This window comes from Marinomonas sp. 63XJN7_7_ISO-PGPR-S23-202, assembly GCF_056173505.1.
Genome location: NZ_CM149677.1, coordinates 5,014,183 through 5,037,832, shown reverse-complemented (window position 1 = coordinate 5,037,832; position 23,650 = coordinate 5,014,183). Strand labels below are relative to the sequence as shown.

The window sequence follows — 23,650 nt, the reverse complement described above, 5'->3', positions numbered from 1 at the left end:
AAAAGCCAACCCGAAGGTTGGCAAAATACAATGACGGGAGTCTCTGATAGGGAGGTTAAACGTCTAAGCGCCTGCCTGACTTCGCGTCGAATACCACAGCTTTAGAGGTATCGAACATCATGTTGATGACATCCCCAGGTTTGGCTGGGTAGGCTGGGTTCGAGCGACAGTTGATCTCGGCGTCGTTGATGCGCGTGAGGATCATGGTGTCGGCGCCCATTGGTTCAGTGACTTCCACTTCGATACCCGTGGTGACGACGAATTCTTGGCCTTCTTTGTGGGGCTGGGGTTCGGTGATCATTTCAGGGCGTAAACCAAGTAACACTGTTTCGCCGACATAAGCTTTTAATGAGTCTGGGTTAGGGAAAGGCAAGGCTGTTGTTTCACTGGCATTCAGCTCTAGCATCGGTACACCGTTCTGCTCAACGATTTTCGAGGGTATAAAGTTCATTGCAGGGGAGCCCATAAAGCCCGCAACAAATAAGTTTGCTGGATTATCGTAGATTTCCTGCGGTGTACCCAATTGCTGCACTTCGCCATCTTTCATTACTGCAATGCGGTCGGCCAAGGTCATGGCTTCGATCTGATCATGGGTCACGTAGACGATGGTGGTGCCAAGTTTTTTGTGTAGCTTTTTGATTTCGGTACGCATTTCCACACGCAATTTGGCGTCTAGGTTCGATAACGGCTCATCGAATAGATACAGCTGCGGACGACGGGCCAAGGCTCGGCCCATGGCCACACGCTGACGCTGACCACCGGACAGTTGTGCGGGTTTACGATCCAATAAATGGCTGATCTGTAACAGCTCTGCTACCCGTTGAATTTCCACATCACGCTCTTCTTTTGGCACTTTGCGCATTTCTAAGCCAAAAGAGATGTTTTGTGCCACCGTCATGTTGGGGTACAGCGCGTAAGATTGAAACACCATGGCGATGTCGCGATCTTTTGGGCTGGTGTAAGTGACGTCTTTGTCCGCGATGAGAATGCGACCTTCGGTCACATCTTCCAGCCCAGCAATGGAATTCATTAGGGTGGATTTACCGCACCCAGAAGGGCCGACGAGAATCAAAAACTCGCCCGCTTCAATGGCAATGTTAATGCCTTTTAAAATTTCTGTTTTGCCGTAGCTCTTTTTTACGTTGTCTATGGTTAGGTTTGCCATCTTGTTGCTCCAAATTCTCTGTGAATCGCTCGCATGGTGAAAGAATGAATAAGTGCGAGCGTCGTTCTTAACCTTTGACCGCCCCCGCAGTTAGACCGCGGACGAAGTATTTTCCTGCAAATACATACACGATAAGCGTTGGTAAAGCGGCGATGACGGCAGCGGCCATGTCCACGTTGTATTCCTTACCACCAAAGCTGGTATTAACTAAATTATTCAAGGCAACGGTCACAGGCTGTGATTCAAAGCCAGAGAAAGCCACACCGAATAAGAAGTCGTTCCAGATTTGGGTAAATTGCCAAATAACGGTAACAACGATAATGGGTGTGGAAACTGGTAAAATAATACGGTAGAAAATAGTAAAGAAGCCGGCACCATCCAAGCGTGCCGCTTTGATCAATTCCCCTGGAATCGATTGGTAGAAGTTACGGAAGAACAGTGTCGTGAAGGCCACACCGTACACCACGTGAACGAATACCAATCCTGTGGTGGAGCTGGCGATGCCTAGCCAGCCTAACGTACGCGCCATTGGTAAAAGCACCACTTGGAAAGGGATAAAACACCCTAATAGCAAGGCCGCAAAAAATAAGTTGCTACCACGGAAGCGCCATAATGAAATGACGTAGCCGTTGATGGCACCAAGAATCGTCGATATAGCCACAGCGGGGATAACGATTTTAAAGGAGTTCATGAAATAGGGCGAAATCCCATGACAGCTACTGCCAGTACAGGCACTTGACCAAGCTTTTTCCCAGGAATCGAAGTGGATATAACTGGGCAAAGACAAGAGGGTGCCATTACGCACTTCTTCAGCGTCTTTCATGGAGGTAATCAACATGACGACCAATGGCATCAAATAGAAGCCTGCCACCAGAATTAATGTTGCGTACAAGGCAATGCGTAGGGCTTTATCTACGCCAGACGTCTTACGACCAACGACATTATTTTTCACTGCGCTCACCTCGTAATTCAGAGTACAAATAAGGAACGAGAATCGCCAAAATACACCCTAGCATGACCATGGCAGAGGCTGAGCCCATACCAATTTGGCTACGCGAGAAGGTATAGGTATACATAAAGTTTGCCGGCAAGTCTGACGCATAGCCAGGCCCACCATTAGTTAACGCTTGTACTAGGTCGAAACTCTTGATTGCGATGTGCGCAAGGATGACCAGGGCGCTGAAAAATACCGGTTTAAGCGACGGTAAAATAATACGACGATAGGTGGTAAAGGTGCTGGCACCATCCAGATGAGCGGCTTTGATAAGGTCGCCGTCGACGCCGCGAAGGCCAGCTAAAAATAACGCCATTACAAAACCAGAGGCTTGCCAGACCGCAGCGATGACCAAACAGTAAACTACCATGTGTGGGTTGATGAGCCAGTCGAATTTGAAATTGACAAAGCCCATATCGATCATCAGTTTTTGGATACCGTTGGTAGGGTTTAATAGCCATTTCCAAGCGGTACCTGTGACGATAAAAGAGATCGCCATAGGGTAAAGATAAATGGTACGGATCACGCCTTCAGCGCGAATTTTCTGATCGAGAAAAATGGCTAGCATCACGCCTAAAAACAAACAGATCAGAATAAATAAACTGCCGAAAATGCCCAAGTTGGTGAGGGCAACCATCCAGCGGTCGTTATTAAACAGGCGCTCGTATTGTGCCCAGCCGACAAAATTATAAGACGGCAGCATACGAGAGTTCGTAAAAGAGAGCACGGCTGTCCAGATCATGTAGCCATAGATACAGACAAGGGCGATGACCATGGTGGGGGCCAGGACAATTTTCGGCATCCAGTCGGTAAGGCTGAAGCCTGAAGGGCGAGCTGACTTAGACCCAGAGTGGGGAGTGTTAGTATTCATAATTAATACGTCACGACAAAGGGAGAAACAAAGAGGCTAACCGATGCGGTTAGCCTCACGAGCAGTCAATTACATGCTGGCAGCTTTAACCGAACGGGCTAGCTTGTCTGCTGCTTGCTCGGGTGTCATTGAGTCGCTGTTGAAGAAGTTAGTGATGACATCGAACATCGCGCCTTGAATCATAGAATTCACCGCCATGCCGTGGGCCATACTTGGGACGAGATCACCTGTTGCCGAGGCGGCATTGAAGGCGTCCATAGAGGAATCAGCACAAGCATCAAACTTGTCACGAGGCATGCCTAAACGAACCGGAATAGAGCCTTTTTTCAAGTTAAAGACTTCTTGGAATTTTGGCTCCATGACCAAACGTGCCAAGTCTCGCTGTGCTTTTTGTGTGTCTTTGCCGCTGACTTTAAACATGGCAAGTGAGTCGATGTTAAAGGTAAATTGACCACTTGTACCCGGTGCTGGAATACAGACGTAATCGATGCCTGGTCGTTTGCCTGCCGCGGTGAATTCACCTTTCGCCCAGTCTCCCATGATTTGCATGGCCGCTTTGCCATTAATGACCATGGAGGTGGCGACGTTCCAGTCACGACCTGAGAAGCCTGGATCGACGTATTGACGCATTTTTTTGAATTTCGTTAAGGCATCAACCATTTTGGGGCCTTTTAATGCGTTGTCTTTTAGATCAACGAACGCCGCTTTATAGAAGTCGGTGCCTTCTGATAGGGCAATGGCTTCAAATAGTGTGGCGTCTTGCCACGCTTGGCCACCATGAGCCAGTGGAATGTAGCCTGCTTTTTTGATTTTGTCGGCAGCAACGAAGAATTGATCCCATGTTGTCGGGATGGAGGCACCCGCTTTGCGGAAGACTTCAGGGTTGGCCCAAAGCCAGTTAACACGGTGAACGTTAACCGGTACGGCAACATAATGACCGTCGTATTTCATGATTTTACTGACGACAGGAGGAAGAAGTTGATCCCAATGACCTGCTTTAGCCACGTCATCGATGTTTTCCAAGAAGCCTAGATCACCCCATTCTTGAATAGTAGGGCCTTTGATCTGTGCGGCAGAAGGTGGGTTACCAGCAATAGCGCGAGATTTTAACACCGTCATGGCCGATTCACCGCCACCGCCCGCTACGGCAAAGTCTTTCCATGTATCGCCTTGCTCTTTCATCTCTTGTTTCAATACATCGATAGCGGCCGCTTCGCCACCGGATGTCCACCAATGTAGTACTTCTACCTGGCCAGCTTGGCTGGTAGACGCGGCAAGAGAAAGTGCAACTGCGGTTAGGCCTAAAGCAATTTTCTTCATGATAATTAACCTTTGTTATTGTTATGGTGCCCGAACGGTTTGCTCGGTAATTTGTCTTTATTATGTGTCGTTGAGAGTACAGAGGCGTCGACAAATGGACCGTTTCTATACTAACCCGAGTTGCAATTTAGCAAAGCTTGGCAAGCTAAGTGGTAAAATAGAGCAACCTAATGTAACAAAGTCTTGCATTGGGTGGTTTGGTTCTATCGATTTTGTGCACTTTGTTGTCAATGGTTTGTATGTTAAAAAGAGGGATGTTTTCGGAATTGTCTGTCCTTTAGTCAGTCATGATCCATTCGGGCTTATTGTCTGAGTTTGGATCCTGTGGGTAGTCTGTACTGTATTTTTCTCGCGCCTGACTATACTGAAAAAGGAAGGGGTTATTGATACGACGAGCCCCTTAGATGTTGTCATATAGTCGTGGATTTTGGCTGTTTTTTGAGAAATGGATTGTTATATGGAACAGACGTTATATGGGATGGAGGATGCTTCTTCCGTTTGGTGGCCTCACATGCAATTGTTTAACGGGCTTATTTTAAGCCTTTTTTGCGTGTTTGCTTCGCTTTGCTTCTTTTTTATCGCGAAACAACAAACGGCAACGGCCCGCTTGAGTAGCTTGGCGTTGTCTGTCTGTTTGTTTTCTCAAGCGTGTCTTTCTTTTCTTGGAGTTGTCGCTTCTGAGTCCATCTCTATGGTGGTCTATCTACTGATTAACTGTGTGTTTGTCATCGCGGGTTTAGCAGCATTGTATTGTTATCGTTCGACGCTGAGTGCCGTATTTTTTGGAGCCTCAGATGAAATGGATCTTGAGCCCCAAACCGACCAGCCCACACCAGAATTAGAAGCAACTCAAAAAGAGCTGGAGCAGGAAATTGAATCGGCCAATCGGATGCGCCAGCGCATGCAGAGTATTTTTGAGTCGGCACCTAATGGCATGTTGGTGGTGCGTAAGGATGGCTCTATTGCCCAAGCCAATACCTTGGCAGAAAGTATTTTTCGTTACCCTGAGGGGAGGATGGTTGGCCTATCAGTGGAAGGGCTGGTTCCCAAAGAACACCGTCCTCAACATTATGGGGATCGCAATAATTATGTGAAAGCCCCCACTAAAAGAATGATGGGGGATCGTAAGGATCTTTATGGGGTCTGTTTGGATGGCCATAAGGTGCCTGTTGAGATCGGTTTGAATCCGATTGAAGGCAGCTTTGATCAAGAGATTGTGGCAACGATTGTGGATATTAGTGAACGCAAAAAATATCAGCGTTTTATCGAAAGCCGTAATAATGAACTCGAAAACTCGAACCGAGAATTACAAGAGTTTGCCTTTATCGCTTCCCATGATTTACGGGAGCCGCTGCGCAAAATCATTGCGTTTTCTCGATTGTTGCAAGGGGAAGATTACGGGACGTTCACTGAGGAGGGAAAAGAATATTCTGGGTACGTGGTGGATGCGGCGGAACGCATGCGAACTTTGTTGGACAGTCTGTTGTCTTACAGCCGAGTCACATCAATGGCGAACTCGTTTGAAAAAACGGATTTAAACGCTTTGATAGAGGAGGTCTGTGCGGATTTGCAATTGATAGTGGAAGAAAGCCAGGCTGAGATTACGGTATCGCCTTTGATGAGTATTGAAGTGGATGCCAGCCAGATGCGCCAAGTGATGCAAAACCTGATAGGAAACGCTATTAAATATCGTCAACTGGATCAGGTTCCTAAGATTGTGATTAGCGGGGAGCAGCAAGAAAGCAAGTATCTGTTAACGATTCAAGACAATGGCATTGGTTTTGAAAGCGAATATGCAGAACAGATATTCGAAGTCTTTAAGCGACTACATGGGCGAGATCAATATCCAGGTACCGGGATGGGCTTGGCTATCTGCCGTAAAATTATTATCCGTCATCAAGGACGAATTTGGGCAGATTCGTTACAAGGTGAAGGGAGTACTTTTTATATAGAATTGCCCTTAATAAGGCAGGAAGAGCAACTCAATGAATGATTGCATTATTATGGTCGATGATGACCCAGAAGACGTTGTTTTAGTGAAAACCGCATTAAAACGTATTGGTTTACCGGTTTCGTTTTTGTCCTTTCCAAGTGGCGAATTGTTGCTAGACTTTATAGTGTCCCAAACATCGCATTCTCATTATGAATCGGTTGATGAACAGACGAATTATTTAGTGCTACTTGATCTGAATATGCCCAAAATGGATGGCCGTTTGTGTTTATCAAGACTTAGAAAAGCCCAGTCGTTTAATCAGCTGCCTGTGGTGATTTTTTCAACCTCCGATGCCCATGAAGATGTGGAGAAAAGTTATGAAATGGGTGCGAATTCATATATTTATAAGCCAGATAATATAAGAGAGCTGGAGAAAATTATGAATTCCATATATCACTTTTGGCTTTTTAATAAGCATAGATCGCTTCAAATTGAGGAATAGTCTCATGAAACGGCAGGTTTTGAAGTTATTGGTAATTGAAGACGATCCACAAGATTTTATTTTGTTAAAAGAATGCTTAAATAAAAGTCAACGATCTTCCTATGAGATTACTCATACCAAACAGTTTGATGAAGCCATTGATTTATTACTCACTCAACAATATGACCTTGTTCTACTGGATTATTTTTTAGGAGGACATACTGGTATTGATTTATTGAAACACACCAAAAGAGTCGGCTTAGATACTCCGGTGATTGTGATGACGGGGCATTCGAATGTTGAACTGGACGATGCGTTGATGCGACAAGGCGCAGCGGACTTTATTCCTAAAGATGAAATGAGTGCGGGCTTATTAGAGCGAGGCATTCGTCATGCAATAGAGCGTAAGCAGGTAGAGCGACAGATTGCAGAGATGCTTAAGAGAGACCCCTTAACGGGACTGGGGAATCGGATACTGTTCGAAGAACATATTAAACTGGTGATTGCTAAAGCGGAAAGAAACAAGAGTCAGTTTGCGGTGGTTTTCATCGACTTAGACCGTTTTAATGGGGTGAATAATACACTTGGCCACCACATTGGGGATTTATTACTGACACTAATTGGTTACCGCTTATTAAACGTAGTGCGTAACAACGATGTGGTGGCACGTATTGGTGGTGACGAATTCACGTTGTTACTTGAAAATGTGCAGGATGATGACAGCGTTATAGCTGCCGTGGAAAAAGTACTCAAGGAGGTTATGCAGCCAGCCATGTTAGGCACCGTCACTTTGGATGTATCAGCCAGTGTGGGGGTCGCCATGTATCCAAAACATGGCACGGATGGCACCACGCTGATGCAAAAAGCCGATATGGCCTTGTATGAATGTAAGAAAAACCCTTTCGAGCGATGTGCTTTTTATACGGAAGAATTGCAGCAGAAATTAAAACAGGCGATTACGCTGGAGAAAGAGATTCGTTTAGGTATTCAAAACAACGAATTTGAACTTTACTATCAACCTCAATTAGACCTTAAGACAGGCAAATTATTGGGGGTTGAGGCGTTAATTCGTTGGCCGCAAGCGGATGGTTCCATGCGTATGCCAAATGAGTTTATTCCGGCGGCCAATAAAATGGGGTTGATTGTCCCGCTTGGGGAGTGGGTGATCGATCACGTTTGTCAGCAATTGCATTTGTGGTTGAGACATGATGCTTGCCCCATGATTGCGTTTAATGTCTCCCCAAAGCAGCTTAAGTCGCCGAGTTTCAAAAGCTCTCTGTTGGAGGCGGTGAAACGTTACAATATACCGCCAAATAGGTTGGAAATAGAACTCACAGAAGACGCATTTATTGACACCAGTGCGGTCAACATGAGTTTGCTAGAAGACATTCGTCAAGCGGGGATTCGCATTTCGATTGACGACTTTGGTACGGGTTATTCTTCTATGCGATATCTGAAGGCAATGCCTATTAACAGCATTAAGATTGACCGGGGATTTGTCTCTGGCGATCATGGAGACCATTTGTCCGATCCAACCATTACGCAAGCGATTATTTTTCTGTCTAAAGGGCTATCGTTAGAAGTGATCGCCGAAGGGATAGAGACCCAAGAACAGTGGGATGAGCTGGTGGACTATGGCTGTACGGTCGGCCAAGGCTTCTTCTTACACCGTCCTATGTGTGCTCAAGACTTGAGCCGCTTGTTTTTTTAGTGCCTCGGCAGCCAAACGGTCGCTTCCAAACCTTGTGTTTCTCTATTGCTTAATGTCACCTCGCCACCGTGGGCACGGGCAATATTGCGAGCAATACTTAAGCCTAATCCCATACCGCCAGGATGATTGACATGGTTAGCGGTAAGGCGTGTATAGGGTTGAAAGACTTTATCAATTTTTTCAATAGGAATGCCTGGGCCTTGGTCGCAAATACGAATGGTTAAGCCTTCCTCGTTGTCTTCTAGGATAATTTTTGCCTCCTTTCCATAATACAAAGCATTGTCGATCAGGTTTCCTAAACAGCGTTTGATGGCTAGCGGCTTCCCTATGTAAGGTGACGCCAGTTCGCCGCTGAGGGTGACTTTGGTGTCTCTGGTATTCGCTGAGCTTTGTATGTCTTTCAGTATCCTAGGAATGTTGACTTCTACTCGGTTCTCATGAATATCGGTTTCTTTAACACTTTGTAAGGCCCCTTTGACCAGCATATCTAAATCTTCAAGATCACGGATCATGGCATCACGGGTGTCGTCTTCATCTAGCATTTCTGCCCGTAAACGCAAACGCGTAATCGGGGTTTTTAAGTCGTGAGAAATGGAGGCAAATAAGCGTTCTCTATCATTTAAATAACGTTGGATGCGCGCTTGCATGTCGTTAAAGGCATGGGCGGTATTGCGTACTTCAATACTCCCCACTTCGTCTATCGGTTTGGCATCCCCTTGTCCAAAGCGTTCAGCGGCGCGTGCCAGTATGGCTAATGGGCGAGTCAGTCGTCTGAGAATTATTAAGCTTAAGAGTAAGACAGTGACGACAGAAATGGCCATGGAAAACAAGCGCTCCGGGCTGAGGGCTGAGCTACCTTTTAAAAAGTAGGGAGCGGGCATCAGGGTGGCGAGATAAAGCCAGTTTTTCCCTTTATTGATCGGAATTTGGATGACGATGATCGGTGGTGTCAGCGGTTTTATTAATAAACTGTGTGCCCCCCAATGATCGGGCAAATCGGTCAACAGTGTGTGGTTATTAATAACGTGCAGGTCCGTGGGGCTAGAAAAGGCAATCTTGGCATTATGAATGCCCAGTTGCTTAATAAGGGTCTCGCGTATTTGGTTTTTGACAATGTCTTTTAGGGCGGTGTCAGGTAAAGGGTTGATACGAATTTCTTCATGGTTGAGGGTGACGAAGAAACGTGTGCCCCCCATGGATTGCAACTGATCTATCACAATATGGCGATACGCCTGTGGCAAAGAGGTAAAATAACTCACGGTGGCGGCAATACGAAAGGCCATGTGTTTGGAGACTTCCGTTACATTCTTTTGGGTATCTGACTCGACCTGTTTTAGCCAAATGGTTGAGCTAATAAACTGGGCACTGGCAACCCCTAATGCCATGATGATTAATATTTGTCCTGTGAGCGATTGGGACCAACGCTTCAGACGAGCTTTAAGCATTAGCATCCGACGATGCCATACTAGAGAGAGTGCTGGACTCGCTGTCTGTACTGAGGACGTTCGCGGTCAGAATGTAACCCTGACCGCGCACGGTTTTGATTAATTGTGGATGGCGTGCGTCTTCTCTTAAGCGTTGGCGCAAACGGCTAACATGAACATCGATAAAACGATCCAGTGGGGCACTTTCTCGGCCGCGGGTATTTTCGGCAATTTGTTCGCGGGTAAGCACTTCACCTGGATGGGCTAAAAAGAGCATTAATAAATTGTAATCCGCACCGGATAGGGGCTCCTTTTCACCCTGAAAAGACAGTTCTCTGGAGAGAGTATCTAACGTAAAGGACGCGAAATGATAGTAGCGCTGAGCAACTTGCTCTTGTTCCATCACATCCACGTGTTCCATGCGACGTAAGATAGCCTTAATGCGAGCCAGTAGTTCGCGTGGATTGAATGGCTTAGCGAGGTAATCGTCGGCCCCCATTTCGAGCCCGATAATGCGATCCATTTCATCTGAGTTCGCGGTGAGCATAATGACTGGGACATGGGAGAGAGCTCTGAGTGATCGACAGACGGAAAAACCGTCTTGGCCGGGTAACATAATGTCCAGTACAACCAAATCCACATGGCTATGCTGAGGAAAGTCTGCCAAGAAGGTTTCACCTGATTCGGCGGTAAACACTTGAAACTGTTGTTTTTCCAGATAGGTTTTTAACAAGGAACGAATGGCATCATCGTCATCAACAACATAGATGGATTTGGCGTTTGTCATGGTGACTCTCAAGAATAGTGAAAAATAAACAGCAATGTTTCAGTTTAGCAAGAAAAGACAGAGGGAACCAATTAGTGAAATGAGCGGATTCTGTACAGAAAATTAAATAAATTAAGTTGATTTAATTGAGGGGCACCGTCATACTTTCTTGCCAGAGTGGTGACCGTGGGTGTTACATCATGGTGATTGATTGCAAAATATATAGCTACCCGTGGTGCATTGGCATGACAAAACGGTGGCTGTAATAGTGTACACACAGCATTTCCGATTAACGAGAGAGAGAATAATAAGATGACAACAAAAGTAATGGCCTTCGGCGAAGCCCTTATCGATTTCCTTTCCAACGGTGCAACCCAATCGGGCGAGCTGGAATCTTTTACCAAGTACCCAGGTGGCGCTCCGGCGAATGTTGCGGTAGCGGTCGCCCGTTTAGGCGGGAATAGCCATTTTGCAGGTCAAGTAGGCGACGATGCTTTTGGTCATTTTTTGAAAGACTCTTTAGACAGTTATGGTGTGAATACAAGTAGTATGTTGATGACGAAAGAGGCCAAAACCGCACTGGCGTTTGTGAGTTTGGATCCGTCCGGTGAACGCAGTTTTGAGTTTTATCGCCACCCTTCTGCGGATATTTTATTTCGTGAAGACAATTTTGATGCGGCGTGGTTTGCCGGTAAAGGTGTGTTTCACACTTGCTCCAATACGTTAACGGAAGACGCAATTACACAGGCAACGCTTGCGGGTGTCCGTATGGCCCGAGAGGCGAATTGGATCGTCAGTATTGATGTGAACTTGCGCATCAACCTATGGCAAGATCATAAAGTGGACACTCAGCGTGTTATTGACTGGATGCAAAGTGGTGATGTGGTGAAAGCCAGTCTCGAAGAGCTAGCGGTCTTGGCGTCAGACCCCTTAGCATTGATTGATGAGTCTCTTGCGGCTGGCGTGTCCTTGTTTGTGCTGACCGATGGTGGCAATCCTATTCGCTATTTTACGCAAGCCTATGGTCAAGGGGAGATCATCACTCCGAAGGTGGATGTAAAAGACACCACAGCGGCCGGTGATGCGTTTGTTGGAGGGTTGTTGTATCAACTGTCCCAACAGTGTGCAGATCGCACCAGCCTGGCAGGATTAAGCCAAGATATTCTATTGGATATTATCCGCTTTGCCGCAGCGTGTGGTGCAGATTCGGTCACCAAGCTTGGTGCTTACCCTTCATTACCCTCTTTTGAAGAGGCACAAGCTCGTTTGGCAATGTTCTCTTAACAATAAGAAAACATCGACGCTTAAAAGTCATGTGGTTAAACGATTCAGAAAACGCGGCGTGCCGCGTTTTTTTATGCCGATTTGTCAATAAATGTGCAAGCCATGAGTGCTGCTGGTTGTCTTTATTTGTTTGATATTTATACAAAAAATACTTTTTTTTCATGAAATACTGGTTTTTTTAGCTAAAATTCATATAAATGTTTTAAACATGAGTCATTGGCTTCTTCTCGAAACTGTGTTGTGATTAAGACAATATTAAGCAAGCCGAGTGCTTGAATATGGGTTCTTTATTGTGAATAATCAAACATCTTCTTAATGCTTATAGAAGATTATTTTTAATACAGCATAGACTTACGATAATAAAAACAAAGGCCTGCCTAGGAAGCGTCCGAGCATGCCTGTAAGGAGTCCACATGAAAAAATCGCTTTTAGCAGCAGCGCTTGCGTTGTCCTTCTCTGCTCATTCTGTTTTCGCTCAAGACCTTATTATTCCGCCCGGAAAGGATCCCCGCTTTGACTGGGCTAGCTATAACGCTCTGAAATCAGAGCATCTACAAGGTAAAAAAATCACCGTATTTGGTCCCTGGACAGGGGATGAAAAAACCAAATTTGAAAACGTCATTGCTTATTTTGAGGCGGCAACAGGGGCGGATGTCGTATATGATGGCTCTGACTCATTTGAGCAGCAGATTGTGATTGATACGCAAGGTGGTAGCGCTCCGAATGTTTCCATCTTTCCCCAACCTGGATTAGCCGCAGACTTAGCGGCCAAGGGCTATTTGACACCGCTTAGTGAAAAAGCCAAAGAAAGGGTAATAAAGGATTATGCGGCAGGTAAGTCTTGGGTGAAATTAGCCACCTTCAAAGGCCCACATCATAAAGACCATTTTTATGGCGTGTTCTATCGTGTAGACCTAAAATCTCTGGTCTGGTATTCCCCTGATAATTTTGCAGACGCGGGTTATAAGGTTCCTAAAACCATGGAACAGCTAAAAGCCCTCACTAAGAAAATTGTTGCTGATGGCGGCACTCCGTGGTGTATCGGTTTGGGCTCTGGGGCAGCAACCGGCTGGCCAGCAACCGATTGGGTGGAAGATTTATTATTGAGAATGCAACCACCTTCTGTTTATGACGGTTGGATAACCAATAAAGTGAAATTTAATGATCCACGTATCATTGCGGCGATTAAAGAGTTTGGCTGGTTTGCGCGTAATAATAAGTTTGTCTATGGCGGTACCTCGGCGGTCGGAACGACCGATTTCCGTGATAGTCCAAAAGGTTTATTTACTTCTCCACCAGAGTGTTACATGGTGAAACAAGCGTCGTTTGTGACGGCCTTTTTTCCAAAAGACGTGAAAGTTGGCGTGGATGCCGACTTCTTCTACTTCCCACCATTTGCTTCTAAAAAAGACCTTGGTCGACCTGTTGAAGGGGCGGGTACTTTAGCCACTGTTACTAATAATTCGAAAGGTGCACACGATTTCGTTAACTTCTTAGGTTCGCCGATTGCTCAAGAAATCTGGATGGCTCAGGGCGGCTTCTTATCGGCAGATTTGAAGGCAAACCCAGCGGTCTATGCGAACAATACTGAACGCCGCGAAGGGAAAATTTTGCTGGATGCCACCACCTTCCGCTTTGATGCGTCGGATATGATGCCTGGACGGATCGGGGCAGGCGCTTTCTGGACCGGTATGGTCAATTACGTCAATGGTGAATCTGCTAAAAATGTTGCCAATGATATACAGAAAACTTGGAATGCATTGAAAAAGAACTGATCTATCGATGATTAGCATGAGTCGTGTCGACCTCTTTTGAGGCGATACGACTCAATCATGACATCGAAAGACTTGCTTCGAATTTGCTGTGATTGTTGGAGACCTTATGGAACAGATCGCTTCCGCATTAGTGTACATGGTAATAGGCGTATCGGCATGTGCCTTTTATTTTTACGGTTCGAATTTTTTGTTGGATAAACTCTTTCCGACAAAAAATCGTGCCGTCCATATTGTTGCACGTAATCTACGAATCACGACTCGTATTCGGCCTTGGTTGTTTTTAGGTCCTGCGATTGTATTTTTAACGTTTTATTTGTTTTACCCCGTTGTCGACTCGATCATTTTGTCCTTCTATGGTCGTGCGGGTAAAGAGTTTGTAGGGCTATCGAATTATTCTTGGTTGTTTGGCAACGACGAGTTTTTAGAGTCGTTCCGTAACAATATGATGTGGCTTGTTGTTGTGCCGACATCGGCCACCTTTTTGGGCTTGATTATTGCGTCGATGACGGACCGAATTTGGTGGGGGAACATTGCGAAGACATTGATTTTTATGCCGATGGCTATTTCATTTGTTGGTGCGTCGGTGATTTGGAAATTCATCTACGATTATCAAAGTGCTGGCAACACCCAAATTGGGTTGCTTAATGCCATTGTGGTGTTTTTTGGTGGCGAGCCACAAAACTGGATTTCCATGCCATTCTGGAACAACTTCTTTTTGATGGTTATTTTGATCTGGATACAAACAGGTTTTGCTATGGTGATTCTATCGGCCGCCCTGCGTGGTATCCCCGATGAGACGATCGAAGCCGCCGTTCTGGATGGGGCGAATGGGATACAAATATTCTTTAAAATTATGGTGCCGCAAATTTGGGGAACCATTGCCGTTGTCTGGACGACCATTACCATTTTGGTACTCAAGGTGTTTGATATCGTTCTGACCATGACCAATGGTCAATGGGACACGCAAGTGCTTGCGAATCAAATGTTTACTTGGATGTTCCGAGGGGGCGGTGACTTTGGCCGTGGTGCCGTGATTGCCCTGGTTATTATGGTGCTGGTGACTCCTATTATGGTCTGGAATATCCGTCGAGCCAATCAAGAAATGGAGGGGCATTAATATGATGCGTTCATTAAAGCGTTCACCTCTTATTTACTTGACGCATGCCACTGTGCTGTTTCTGGTGATTATTTGGACCATCCCGACCGCGGGGTTATTTATCTCCTCATTGCGCGATAAGGATCAATTGGCGGTGTCTGGCTGGTGGACCGCATTATCGTCTTCTAGCCATATGGTTGTAGACCGTGCTAATCCACCATCGAGCCAAGTAAAAGAGGGTGATCATTTCGTTATTAAAGGCAATATTTTGCATGGGCAATCTGGCAAGATTTCAAAGTTTGGCTATAGCTCTTTGCATCCACAAGCTTATAAAGCGGGCGAGGTAGCACCGATTCGCAATGGTCAAACCATGCAAGTCATGCCCAATGGGGATTATGTGCTGTCGTCTCCCACTAAGTGGCAAGGATATGGCAAACGTGTTTTTTACACGGCAGAAATGCCACCACACTTTACTTTAAGTAATTACAAGGAGGTATTGGGGGCCGATGGGTTAGGACAGTCGTTTATCAACTCCCTTACCGTCACCATTCCTGCCACGGTGATTCCTATTTTGATCGCGGCGTTTGCGGCCTATGCCTTGGCTTGGATGCGCTTTCCTGGACGGGCTATTTTAGTCGCCTGTGTGGTCGGTTTATTGGTTGTGCCGTTGCAAATGTCCTTGATTCCTTTGCTAAAAAGCTACAACTGGATTGGGGATCTGTTCGGGGTGAGTTCGAAAACCTATGTGGGGATATGGCTGGCCCACACGGGCTTTGGTTTGCCCTTGGCGATTTATCTGCTGCGCAATTACATTGTGGGGTTGCCCCGAGAGATCATCGAATCCGCTCGGGTGGATGGCGCATCGGACTTTGATATCTTTAGGAAAATTATTTTGCCATTGTCCTTTCCTGCCCTCGCGTCTTTTGCCATTTTCCAGTTTTTATGGGTATGGAATGACTTGTTAGTGGCGATGGTTTTCCTTGGTACCAGCCCAGGTCACATCGTGTTAACCGCTCAGTTACGGCAGTTAATGGGGTCTCTTGGAGGGGATTGGGGCATTCTCACGGCCTCTGCATTCGTCACCATTATTATTCCATTATGTGTGTTCTTTGGGCTACAACGTTTCTTAGTACGAGGACTGCTTGCTGGGTCGGTGAAATAATAAAGACGAGCAACACAATAACAATAAGCGAGTGGGTGAGTTGAGCGCTGCTCCTCACCCAAGATTCGAATTTTAATTGAGGCAAGTATTCATGGCTGATGTAAAGTTAACCCATGTGAAAAAGATCTACTCCAACAAGGTTGAAGTGCTTCACGATATTAATCTGGATATAAAACAAGGCGAGTTTATCGTCTTTGTTGGCCCATCTGGTTGTGGTAAATCCACCTTATTAAGGATGATTTCTGGTTTAGAGGATATTTCTGGTGGCACGCTAGAAATTGACGGTAAGGTGATGAACGATGTTCCGCCTGCACTACGCGGCATTGCGATGGTCTTCCAGAGTTATGCTTTGTATCCACATATGTCTGTCTATGACAATATGGCGTTCAGTTTACAGATTGCCAAAGCAAGTAAAGCGGACATTGATAAACAGGTGCGAAAAGCCGCGGAAATGTTGCAATTGACCCCTTATTTAGATCGATTGCCAAAAGCCTTGTCCGGTGGTCAAAGACAACGTGTCGCTATTGGTCGCGCCATTGTTCGCAGTCCACAGGTCTTTTTGTTTGATGAACCTTTGTCGAACCTGGATGCAGCACTGCGTGTGGCGACACGTATGGAAATTGCCAATCTGAAAGACAATATGCCTGACTCCACCATGATTTATGTTACCCATGATCAGGTTGAGGCGATGACCTTGGCAGATCGTATTGTTTTATTATCTGGTGGGAACATTGAACAAGTCGGTTCACCCCTTGAATTGTATGAACACCCTGCCAATGTGTTTGTGGCGAGATTTATTGGTTCTCCTTCCATGAACATTGTGCCATGCCGTATTGAAAAAACCGGTGAATCCACTCGTGTGTCTCTGTCTTCTTCTGAAGTCGTAGAAGTTCCGATTGTGACCGAAGCGAGTGAGCAGGCCAAAGAGGCTTTTTTTGGTATTCGACCAGAAGATTTACGTGTGGTTGATAGCAAAGAGCAAGGCTTTATTTCTGGAGAGGTCGCCTTTGTTGAATCGCTGGGTGAGGCAACTCTGCTGCATTTGCAAGTGAAAGGGTGCAAGGAAATGGTCATTGCCAAGCAGCCGGGTACCTTAATTTCCCAGCGTGGTGATGTAATTCATTTGGCGGCTGCGCCTGACAAAATGCATCTATTCAATGATAAAGAGCAATCCTACGCACGTTTAGGCTAGCTCTAGGCTCGTTGCTTCAGCAGAACCTGTTTTCTTGGACTGGAAGCTGAGGGAGAAGCATGACAGACAACTTTATATGGTACGGAGAGAGGACATGACTCGGAATTTGAATTGGTGGAAAGGCGGCATTATTTACCAAATTTATCCACGTAGTTTTATGGATGCCAATGGCGATGGTATTGGCGATTTGGTTGGTATCACCAGCAAATTGGATTATGTGGCATCTCTTGGTGTGGATGCGATTTGGTTATCGCCTATTTTTACGTCGCCAATGAAAGATTTTGGCTACGATGTGTCTGATTATTGCGATATAGATCCGATGTTTGGTTCGCTAGCCGATTTTAAAGCTTTGGTGGATCGTGCCCATGAATTAAATCTAAAAGTGATGATTGATCAGGTGATCAGCCATTCATCGGATCAACATCCTTGGTTTGAGGAAAGTCGTCAGGATAAAACCAATCCCAAAGCGGATTGGTATGTTTGGGCTGATCCAAAGCCTGATGGTTCCCCACCAAATAACTGGCTATCGATTTTTGGGGGAAGTGCATGGAAATGGGACAGCCGACGTTTGCAATATTATTTGCATAACTTTTTGGAGTCTCAGCCTGATATGAACTTCCATAACCCGGAGGTACGTAAAGCGCATTTGGACTGCATGCGTTTTTGGTTGGAGCTAGGGGTCGATGGTTTCCGTTTGGATACGGTTAATTTCTATTTCCACAGTCAAGGGTTGGAAGATAACCCGCCCGTGCCAGCGGGTGAACCAAAAACCATGGGGGCGCCAGAAGATAACCCATACACTTACCAGCGCCATGTATATGATTTAAGTCGCCCTGAGAATCTGGATTTCTTAAAAGACTTACGCGCTTTGATGGATGAGTTTCCTGGCTCGACAACGGTTGGGGAAATCGGTGATGACTTCCCTCTAAAACGGATGGCCGAATATACGTCAGGCGGTGATAAACTGCATATGGCATATACATTTGATTTGTTGAATAAGCCCCATTCGCCGGATTACATTCGGGATGTATTGAGTAATATGCAAAACATTGTAGGAGATGGTTGGCCATGTTGGGCCTTATCCAATCACGATGTGGTGCGCTCTTGTACACGTTGGGGGGCGGATGAGGATCAAAAAGCCTATCCTTTGATTGCCATGGCATTGATTTTATCTTTGCGTGGAAGTGTGTGTTTGTATCAGGGGGAAGAGCTTGGCTTACCGGAAGCAGAAGTGCCTTTTGAGCGCATTCAGGACCCTTACGGCATTCCACTATGGCCTGTTTTTAAAGGTCGTGACGGTTGTCGTACACCAATGGTGTGGGAGAATACTGACCAAGCTGGTTTTTCGACCGTTGAGCCTTGGTTGCCAGTGGAAGAGCGCCACCTTCCATTAAGTGTGGCAGCGCAAGAAGCGGATCCCGATTCCTTGCTACATAAGGTGCGTCAGTTGATTCATTGGCGTCAAAAACAGCCCGCGTTGATCAATGGCGAGCTTGAGATAGTGGATGTGAAAAATGATCATTTGATCGCTCTGATTCGTGAACATGAGGGACAACGTGTTTTGGTGGTCTTGAATATGACGGGACAGGCACAGATGGGTGAGTTGTCTGTGGCGGTCGATCATGCACTGGAAGGCCATGGTTTTGTTTCCTCGTTAGAGGGGAATGCGTTAATCTTGCCTGCGTATCAAGCGTACTACGCTGTGGTATCCCAGTAAGATAAAGGGTAAATGTTAAATAACAATAATAAAATAAGGCCTTTGCGTGCCTTACCTCTTAGTTGTGTGATGCCGTCTTTTCTATCAAAAAGACGGCTCGTGGGAGGAGAGGAACCAAGCTGTTAATCGGTCATGCATTGCGATAGGCCCGTGTCTTGAGAGTGTTGTATGAAAAAACAATTAAAAAAATTAACGCTAAAGGATGTGGCAAAGGCACTAAACGTCTCGACTGCTACGATTTCCAACGCCTTTAATCGCCCCGATCAGTTATCTGCCAAGCTTCGCGATAGTATTCTCGAAGCCTGCGAGAAAATGGGGTATTTTGGCCCTAATGCGGCGGCGCGCAGTTTACGAACGGGGCGTACTGGGATTGTTGGTATCGTATTGTCGGACTATTTAAGTTATAGCTTAACAGATCCTGTGGCGAATCAATTTTTGCAAGGCATGGCCGAAGTGTTCCAGGATAATGACTACAATATGTTGTTATTATCTGTTCATGACCACGAACCTCAAGATGCACAAAGTCGTATGCAATCGTCTATGGTAGATGGCTTCGTCGTGTATGGTCATAGACCTCAGCAATGCAGTAATGCGCCTTGGTTAATGCCCAACAAAAACATTATTACCGTGGATAGTTTTATTCCTGGCACCACTTCGGTCAATGTTGAAAACTACAAAGGGGCTTACGAGATTGCCGTTCATGCTCTCTCCCATCGTCCTAAGAGTGTCGCCATTCTTGGTTTGAGTCTATTAGATACAGACCGTGTCTGTCGTGTGCAAGAGGATGAGTTGTTTGATGTGTCCGCATCGATTTCGATTCAACGTTTACGTGGTTACTTTGATGCCCTTGATGAGCATGGTTTAAACGTACCTTATGAACGCATTTGGAATATTCCGCAAAATACACACAAGATGGCTTACCAAGCGGCGCGCGAAGCATTGACAATGGCTGACCGTCCACAGTTACTCTTATGCATGAGTGACCGTATTGCCATTGCGGCGGTACAAGCGGCATTGCAAATGGGTTTGAGAGTGCCAGAAGACCTTCAGGTAGTCGGTTTCGACGGTATTTCTGAGAGTGAGAACTTTCACCCTTCCATTACCACTGTGCATCAACAAACCGTGGAGAAAGGCCGAATAGCGGCGCAAGTCTTTTTGGGACTAAGAGAAACCAAAGATGTGGTGTTGGAAACGGAGTTAATCATCCGTGAAAGCTGTCCAAAAACCTTGGTCCGCTCGCTATCGGCTTAGCTTTTATGCCCATTCGTGCCCTGGTCGAGAGTCAGTCTTGACAAGGACATATGGTGATTAAAGCCAATACTTAGACACCGGATCGTTCGTTGCGTCCATGTGATAGGCGATTTGCGCTTGCAGCAGCTCCGCAGAGGATAAGGCATCCGTTAGCGCGTGGTGCGCTTTGTAGCGAGGTAAATGGTAGTATTGGCGACAAGCATCTAAACGTAACGATGGTTTTTTCCCTATTATTCGCTTCCACCAAGGGAGTTTCGTATGATACTTGCGCTCAATATCCATGGTATCAAGGACAGGGAAATACAGAGGAAAACCGTATATTTTGAGAGAGGCTTCTAATAAAAACTGTCGCTCTATGGCGACACAATGGACGACCACGACTTTATTACTGAGGGCCTCGAGTATGTTCTCGAAAATATGATGAAGCCGAGGCGCTTCTTCCAACTCCGTATGCGTAATTTCGTGGATGGTGACGGACTCTGGGTTAAGTGAGCATTCCGGTTTTGCCATCCAGTAACCTGAACCATTGCAGCGAATAATACGATGATCCATTGGCACGCTGCCCACACTAATAATCTCATCTGTACGTGAGTCTAAGCCCGTAGTTTCTAGGTCCAAAGCCAGCATGGGGACATCTTTTAAGGGCGTATCCATGGCAATTGTTCCGGCTTCATAGTAGCGCTTGAGTGGCCCTTCTGGTGCCTCTTGTGCCCAATCCCGAAACATGGCTTGCCAATCTTTAGGGGGCGTCGCTTTCGACCCCGTTTTCATGAATTGCATTACTTGATTTGGCATTTAACTGCGTTTCCCTGCATAACGGAATTTAATGAACTCTTGTTGGCGAGAGACAATGTGAAAAGCATCCCGCAGGTGGCGCTTCTCAAAGGAAGACAAAAGCTCTGGGTTGACATGATTGGTCGGCACCTCGCCATTTTCGATCTGATCTTTTTGGCTACTAATCCGCACCATACCAATCATTTCTAGAGCTAAGGCGAGGTCTCTTGCACGCCCGTCGGGTAAGAGTTTTGCCGCTTCTATGTCGGCGATGCGTTCAATGGTATTGAGCTTGTCGCTGCCACAGGCGAGGGCATGTACCCGAACGATGTCGATAATCGGCGCAATGCCACGTTCCTTTAGGTTAAAAGTGCGCGACTGTTTACCTTCGCCATCAAGAACGAATTGACGGAAAAATCCTAAAGGGGGTTTACGCTGATTGGCGTTACGTGCCATATAAGACAGGAAGCCTGAATGATTTTTCGCTTCTTGGCGAATGTGTTTATTAAGTTCATTGGCTAATAATTTATCGCCATAGATACCGCGTAGGTCGAAAAAAATGGACAAATGCAATAAGGCCTCTGCCTTGGGTTCTTGAATCCACTCACTAAAATAGTTCTTCCAGACGCTTAATGGTTGTCGCCAAAGCGTATTAGATGCCATGACATCGCCTGTACACAGAGGATAACCACACTGATCCAAGCCTTGGCAGACCCAGTTGCTTAATTGTTCAAAATACTCGCCGTGTTTTTCTGGGTCGTAGCGATTACTTAAAATGATGGCGTTGTCTTGATCGGTCTTTATGGTTTGCTCTTCTCGCGCTTGGGATCCTAGGGCAATAAAGCAATAGGGGACAGGTGGTTTACCAAGCTGCTCTTCGCCCAGTTGTAGTAAGCGTTTAACAAACGCCGTGCCAATGTGGGACATCGCATTACCTATCATCTGGGTATTCGCGTCCGCCACGACCAACTGGGTAAAGGTATGCGTCATTTTGCGACTGATGGCTTTTAACCCGTCAATGTCAGTTTGTTTTAAAATGTCACTGATCAAGTAGATACTGCCGTGACTTTCTTTTTGGATAATATCCCCCGTGCTGAGTACGCCAATGGTTTTGTGGTCTTTGACGATGGGGATATGGTGAATGTTTAGCTCCATCATTTTCAGCACGGCCTCTGCTGCGTAGTCACCACTGTCCATAACGGTTGGATTTTTGGTCATGATGGCTTTGATGGGCGTGTCATAGGCTAATCCTTCGGCAACGGCGCGGGTGCGTAAGTCGCGATCGGTGACAATGCCCACTAGTTGCTCGTTTTCCATGATCAATAAACTGGAGACGCGATGCTCCGTCATCATTTGCGCGGCTTGGCGTATACTTTCAGCCACATCAATGCCAATCGGATCCCGGCGTAATAAGCTTTTGATTGGACAGGTCATTAAGGAGACATCGGAGGTTTGGGAATTCATCGCCGCTTTCAGTCGAGTCTCTCTATCAAGCTCGAAAAAGTCGGAGAAGGTATCGCTTTCTTCATACAGTTTTAGGAACCAGCGAGCTGGAATGCGGTAAAACAGACTGTCTTCTATGGCGCGCATAGACTGGGATGATTTCCCACCACGCAGCAGAGAGCCATAACCGAACAGCTCACCCTCATTCATACGTCGAATTAACTTACCGCTTTTGTTGAGCACTTCCACTGCACCACTGCGAATAAAGAAGAGTGTGTTGTTTAACGTGCCTCTTTCAATAACCCATTCCCCAGTACGTACGTACTGTATCTCGACCTCTTTGACCATGTCATTGAGGCTAGGATCATCGGCAATTTCGTTAAACGGAGCATGTTGACAAAGCGCTTCGACTATTTCCGTTAATTCGACGTCCATAAGTGGTTCCTTTTTATTTGATTAAGCGTTAAAGCATAGGCGATATTATGGTCAGCATGCCCATTATAATAAATAATAAGCAGGCCAAGCGACGTGTTAGAACGGGGTTGATACGCTCCATAATCCAGTTACCCGCAAACACAACTGGTACATTCGCGAGCATCATGCCAATGGTTGAACCGATTAATACCGGAAGCACAGAGCCATAGTGAGCGGCTAATATGACAGTCGCGATTTGAGTTTTATCGCCAATTTCTGCGAGAAAGAAGAGCGCAAAGGTGGCCACAAAAGCACCGTATTTCAGTAGTCCGCCTTCTTCACTGTCGTCTTTATCTGGTACTAATAGCCAGAGACCCACCGCGATAAAGCTTAACCCTATCACCCAATTGACCCACTCGCCAGGGATCCAGTTGGCAACTTCAACACCAAACCAGGCCGATAGGGCGTGATTGAATATGGTTGAGAATAACATACCAAGAATGATCGCGGTTTTAGACGGAAATCGTGCGGCAAGAAACAAGGCAAGTAGTTGCGTTTTGTCGCCCATTTCAGCAAGAGCAACGGTTGATATTGAAGTCAGTATGGCTTCCATTATGCAGATCCTAGGTGGGCGACAAACGAAAGACAACAACCTGTGCCCACCTGAGCCAAGTTACTGTCTTAAGTCTCATCAATTCGAACGACGGTGTTCAAACTTCTTTGCCATGAGCATGAGGCTCAATTATGTTGACAAAGAATCTTTGCACAATGGCAAAGCCGATTACTCCCCTAAGAGGCCATGTATTCTAAAAGACTTAGGTGAGAAAAACAATTCACAAAAAAATAGGAGTGGTTAATACCACTCCTATTGATTCAG

Annotated in this window: 19 protein-coding genes and 1 riboswitch; of the genes, 10 read left to right on the top strand and 9 right to left on the bottom strand. The window is 46.0% G+C overall.

Annotated elements, in window-relative coordinates; all coding sequences use genetic code 11:
* Positions 1–55 precede the first annotated feature (55 nt).
* The 4 genes from AC0VYG_RS23205 to AC0VYG_RS23190 form a co-directional block, all read right to left on the bottom strand.
* The gene (locus AC0VYG_RS23205; protein ID WP_475430190.1) at positions 56–1,165 is read right to left on the bottom strand and encodes an ABC transporter ATP-binding protein; all 1,110 of its coding nucleotides are present in this window, start codon (positions 1,163–1,165) and stop codon (positions 56–58) included.
* 67 nt (positions 1,166–1,232) lie between these two features.
* A complete protein-coding gene (locus AC0VYG_RS23200; protein WP_067011548.1) occupies positions 1,233–2,117 on the bottom strand; it encodes a carbohydrate ABC transporter permease in 885 nt (294 codons plus the stop codon).
* On the bottom strand, positions 2,107–3,030 hold the full coding sequence (locus AC0VYG_RS23195; protein WP_067011546.1) for a carbohydrate ABC transporter permease: 924 nt from the start codon (positions 3,028–3,030) through the stop codon (positions 2,107–2,109). The genes AC0VYG_RS23200 and AC0VYG_RS23195 overlap by 11 nt, the downstream gene beginning before the upstream one ends.
* Positions 3,031–3,099: 69 nt before the next feature.
* Positions 3,100–4,350: an ABC transporter substrate-binding protein gene (locus AC0VYG_RS23190; RefSeq protein ID WP_475430189.1), complete on the bottom strand. Its 1,251-nt coding sequence runs from the start codon at positions 4,348–4,350 to the stop codon at positions 3,100–3,102.
* Positions 4,351–4,807: 457 nt separating this feature from the next.
* Here AC0VYG_RS23190 and AC0VYG_RS23185 point away from each other — a divergent pair, with 457 nt between their 5' ends.
* Genes AC0VYG_RS23185 through AC0VYG_RS23175 form a run of 3 tightly spaced genes read left to right on the top strand, consistent with a single transcriptional unit; the run spans position 4,808 to position 8,475 of the window.
* A complete protein-coding gene (locus AC0VYG_RS23185) occupies positions 4,808–6,343 on the top strand; it encodes a sensor histidine kinase (protein WP_475430188.1) in 1,536 nt (511 codons plus the stop codon).
* The gene (locus tag AC0VYG_RS23180) at positions 6,336–6,785 is read left to right on the top strand and encodes a response regulator (protein ID WP_475430187.1); all 450 of its coding nucleotides are present in this window, start codon (positions 6,336–6,338) and stop codon (positions 6,783–6,785) included. The genes AC0VYG_RS23185 and AC0VYG_RS23180 overlap by 8 nt, the downstream gene beginning before the upstream one ends.
* 4 nt (positions 6,786–6,789) lie before the next feature.
* Positions 6,790–8,475 carry a putative bifunctional diguanylate cyclase/phosphodiesterase gene (locus tag AC0VYG_RS23175; RefSeq protein ID WP_475430186.1) on the top strand — a complete coding sequence of 562 codons (1,686 nt, stop codon included), beginning with the start codon at positions 6,790–6,792 and terminating at the stop codon, positions 8,473–8,475.
* On the opposite strand, the gene AC0VYG_RS23170 is transcribed toward AC0VYG_RS23175, so the two are convergent.
* Together AC0VYG_RS23170 and AC0VYG_RS23165 are read right to left on the bottom strand one after the other, a co-directional pair.
* On the bottom strand, positions 8,472–9,926 hold the full coding sequence (locus tag AC0VYG_RS23170) for an ATP-binding protein (protein ID WP_475430185.1): 1,455 nt from the start codon (positions 9,924–9,926) through the stop codon (positions 8,472–8,474). The genes AC0VYG_RS23175 and AC0VYG_RS23170 overlap by 4 nt on opposite strands.
* A complete protein-coding gene (locus AC0VYG_RS23165) occupies positions 9,913–10,686 on the bottom strand; it encodes a response regulator (RefSeq protein ID WP_475430184.1) in 774 nt (257 codons plus the stop codon). Before AC0VYG_RS23165 ends, AC0VYG_RS23170 begins: the two co-directional genes overlap by 14 nt.
* A 291-nt stretch (positions 10,687–10,977) precedes the next feature.
* On the opposite strand from AC0VYG_RS23165, the gene AC0VYG_RS23160 reads away from it, so the two are divergent.
* The 7 genes from AC0VYG_RS23160 to AC0VYG_RS23130 all read left to right on the top strand — a co-directional run bounded on the left by AC0VYG_RS23160 (position 10,978) and on the right by AC0VYG_RS23130 (position 20,142).
* On the top strand, positions 10,978–11,949 hold the full coding sequence (locus tag AC0VYG_RS23160) for a carbohydrate kinase family protein (RefSeq protein ID WP_475430183.1): 972 nt from the start codon (positions 10,978–10,980) through the stop codon (positions 11,947–11,949).
* 413 nt (positions 11,950–12,362) lie between these two features.
* Positions 12,363–13,724 carry an ABC transporter substrate-binding protein gene (locus AC0VYG_RS23155; protein ID WP_475430182.1) on the top strand — a complete coding sequence of 454 codons (1,362 nt, stop codon included), beginning with the start codon at positions 12,363–12,365 and terminating at the stop codon, positions 13,722–13,724.
* Positions 13,725–13,830: 106 nt separating this feature from the next.
* Complete coding sequence (locus tag AC0VYG_RS23150) at positions 13,831–14,841, top strand: carbohydrate ABC transporter permease (protein WP_475430181.1); 1,011 nt, start codon at positions 13,831–13,833, stop codon at positions 14,839–14,841.
* A 1-nt stretch (position 14,842) separates the two neighbouring features.
* Positions 14,843–15,982: a carbohydrate ABC transporter permease gene (locus AC0VYG_RS23145; protein WP_475430180.1), complete on the top strand. Its 1,140-nt coding sequence runs from the start codon at positions 14,843–14,845 to the stop codon at positions 15,980–15,982.
* A gap of 91 nt (positions 15,983–16,073) precedes the next feature.
* Entirely contained in the window at positions 16,074–17,174 is a 1,101-nt protein-coding gene (locus tag AC0VYG_RS23140; protein WP_475430179.1) for an ABC transporter ATP-binding protein, read from the top strand.
* 94 nt (positions 17,175–17,268) lie between these two features.
* Positions 17,269–18,891, top strand: a complete 1,623-nt coding sequence (locus AC0VYG_RS23135) for an alpha-glucosidase family protein (protein WP_475430178.1) — start codon at positions 17,269–17,271, stop codon at positions 18,889–18,891.
* A 168-nt stretch (positions 18,892–19,059) separates the two neighbouring features.
* Complete coding sequence (locus AC0VYG_RS23130; RefSeq protein ID WP_475430177.1) at positions 19,060–20,142, top strand: LacI family DNA-binding transcriptional regulator; 1,083 nt, start codon at positions 19,060–19,062, stop codon at positions 20,140–20,142.
* Between the two features lie 57 nt (positions 20,143–20,199).
* On the opposite strand, the gene AC0VYG_RS23125 is transcribed toward AC0VYG_RS23130, so the two are convergent.
* The 3 genes from AC0VYG_RS23125 to AC0VYG_RS23115 are packed head-to-tail and all read right to left on the bottom strand — an operon-like array spanning position 20,200 to position 23,386.
* Positions 20,200–20,937 (bottom strand): 3'-5' exonuclease, encoded by a 738-nt coding sequence (locus tag AC0VYG_RS23125; protein WP_475430176.1) that lies wholly within the window; start codon positions 20,935–20,937, stop codon positions 20,200–20,202.
* The gene (locus tag AC0VYG_RS23120; protein WP_475430175.1) at positions 20,938–22,794 is read right to left on the bottom strand and encodes a DUF294 nucleotidyltransferase-like domain-containing protein; all 1,857 of its coding nucleotides are present in this window, start codon (positions 22,792–22,794) and stop codon (positions 20,938–20,940) included.
* 28 nt (positions 22,795–22,822) lie between these two features.
* Complete coding sequence (locus tag AC0VYG_RS23115; protein ID WP_475430174.1) at positions 22,823–23,386, bottom strand: TMEM165/GDT1 family protein; 564 nt, start codon at positions 23,384–23,386, stop codon at positions 22,823–22,825.
* Between the two features lie 11 nt (positions 23,387–23,397).
* A riboswitch (yybP-ykoY riboswitch) is annotated at positions 23,398–23,575 on the bottom strand.
* Positions 23,576–23,650 lie beyond the last annotated feature (75 nt).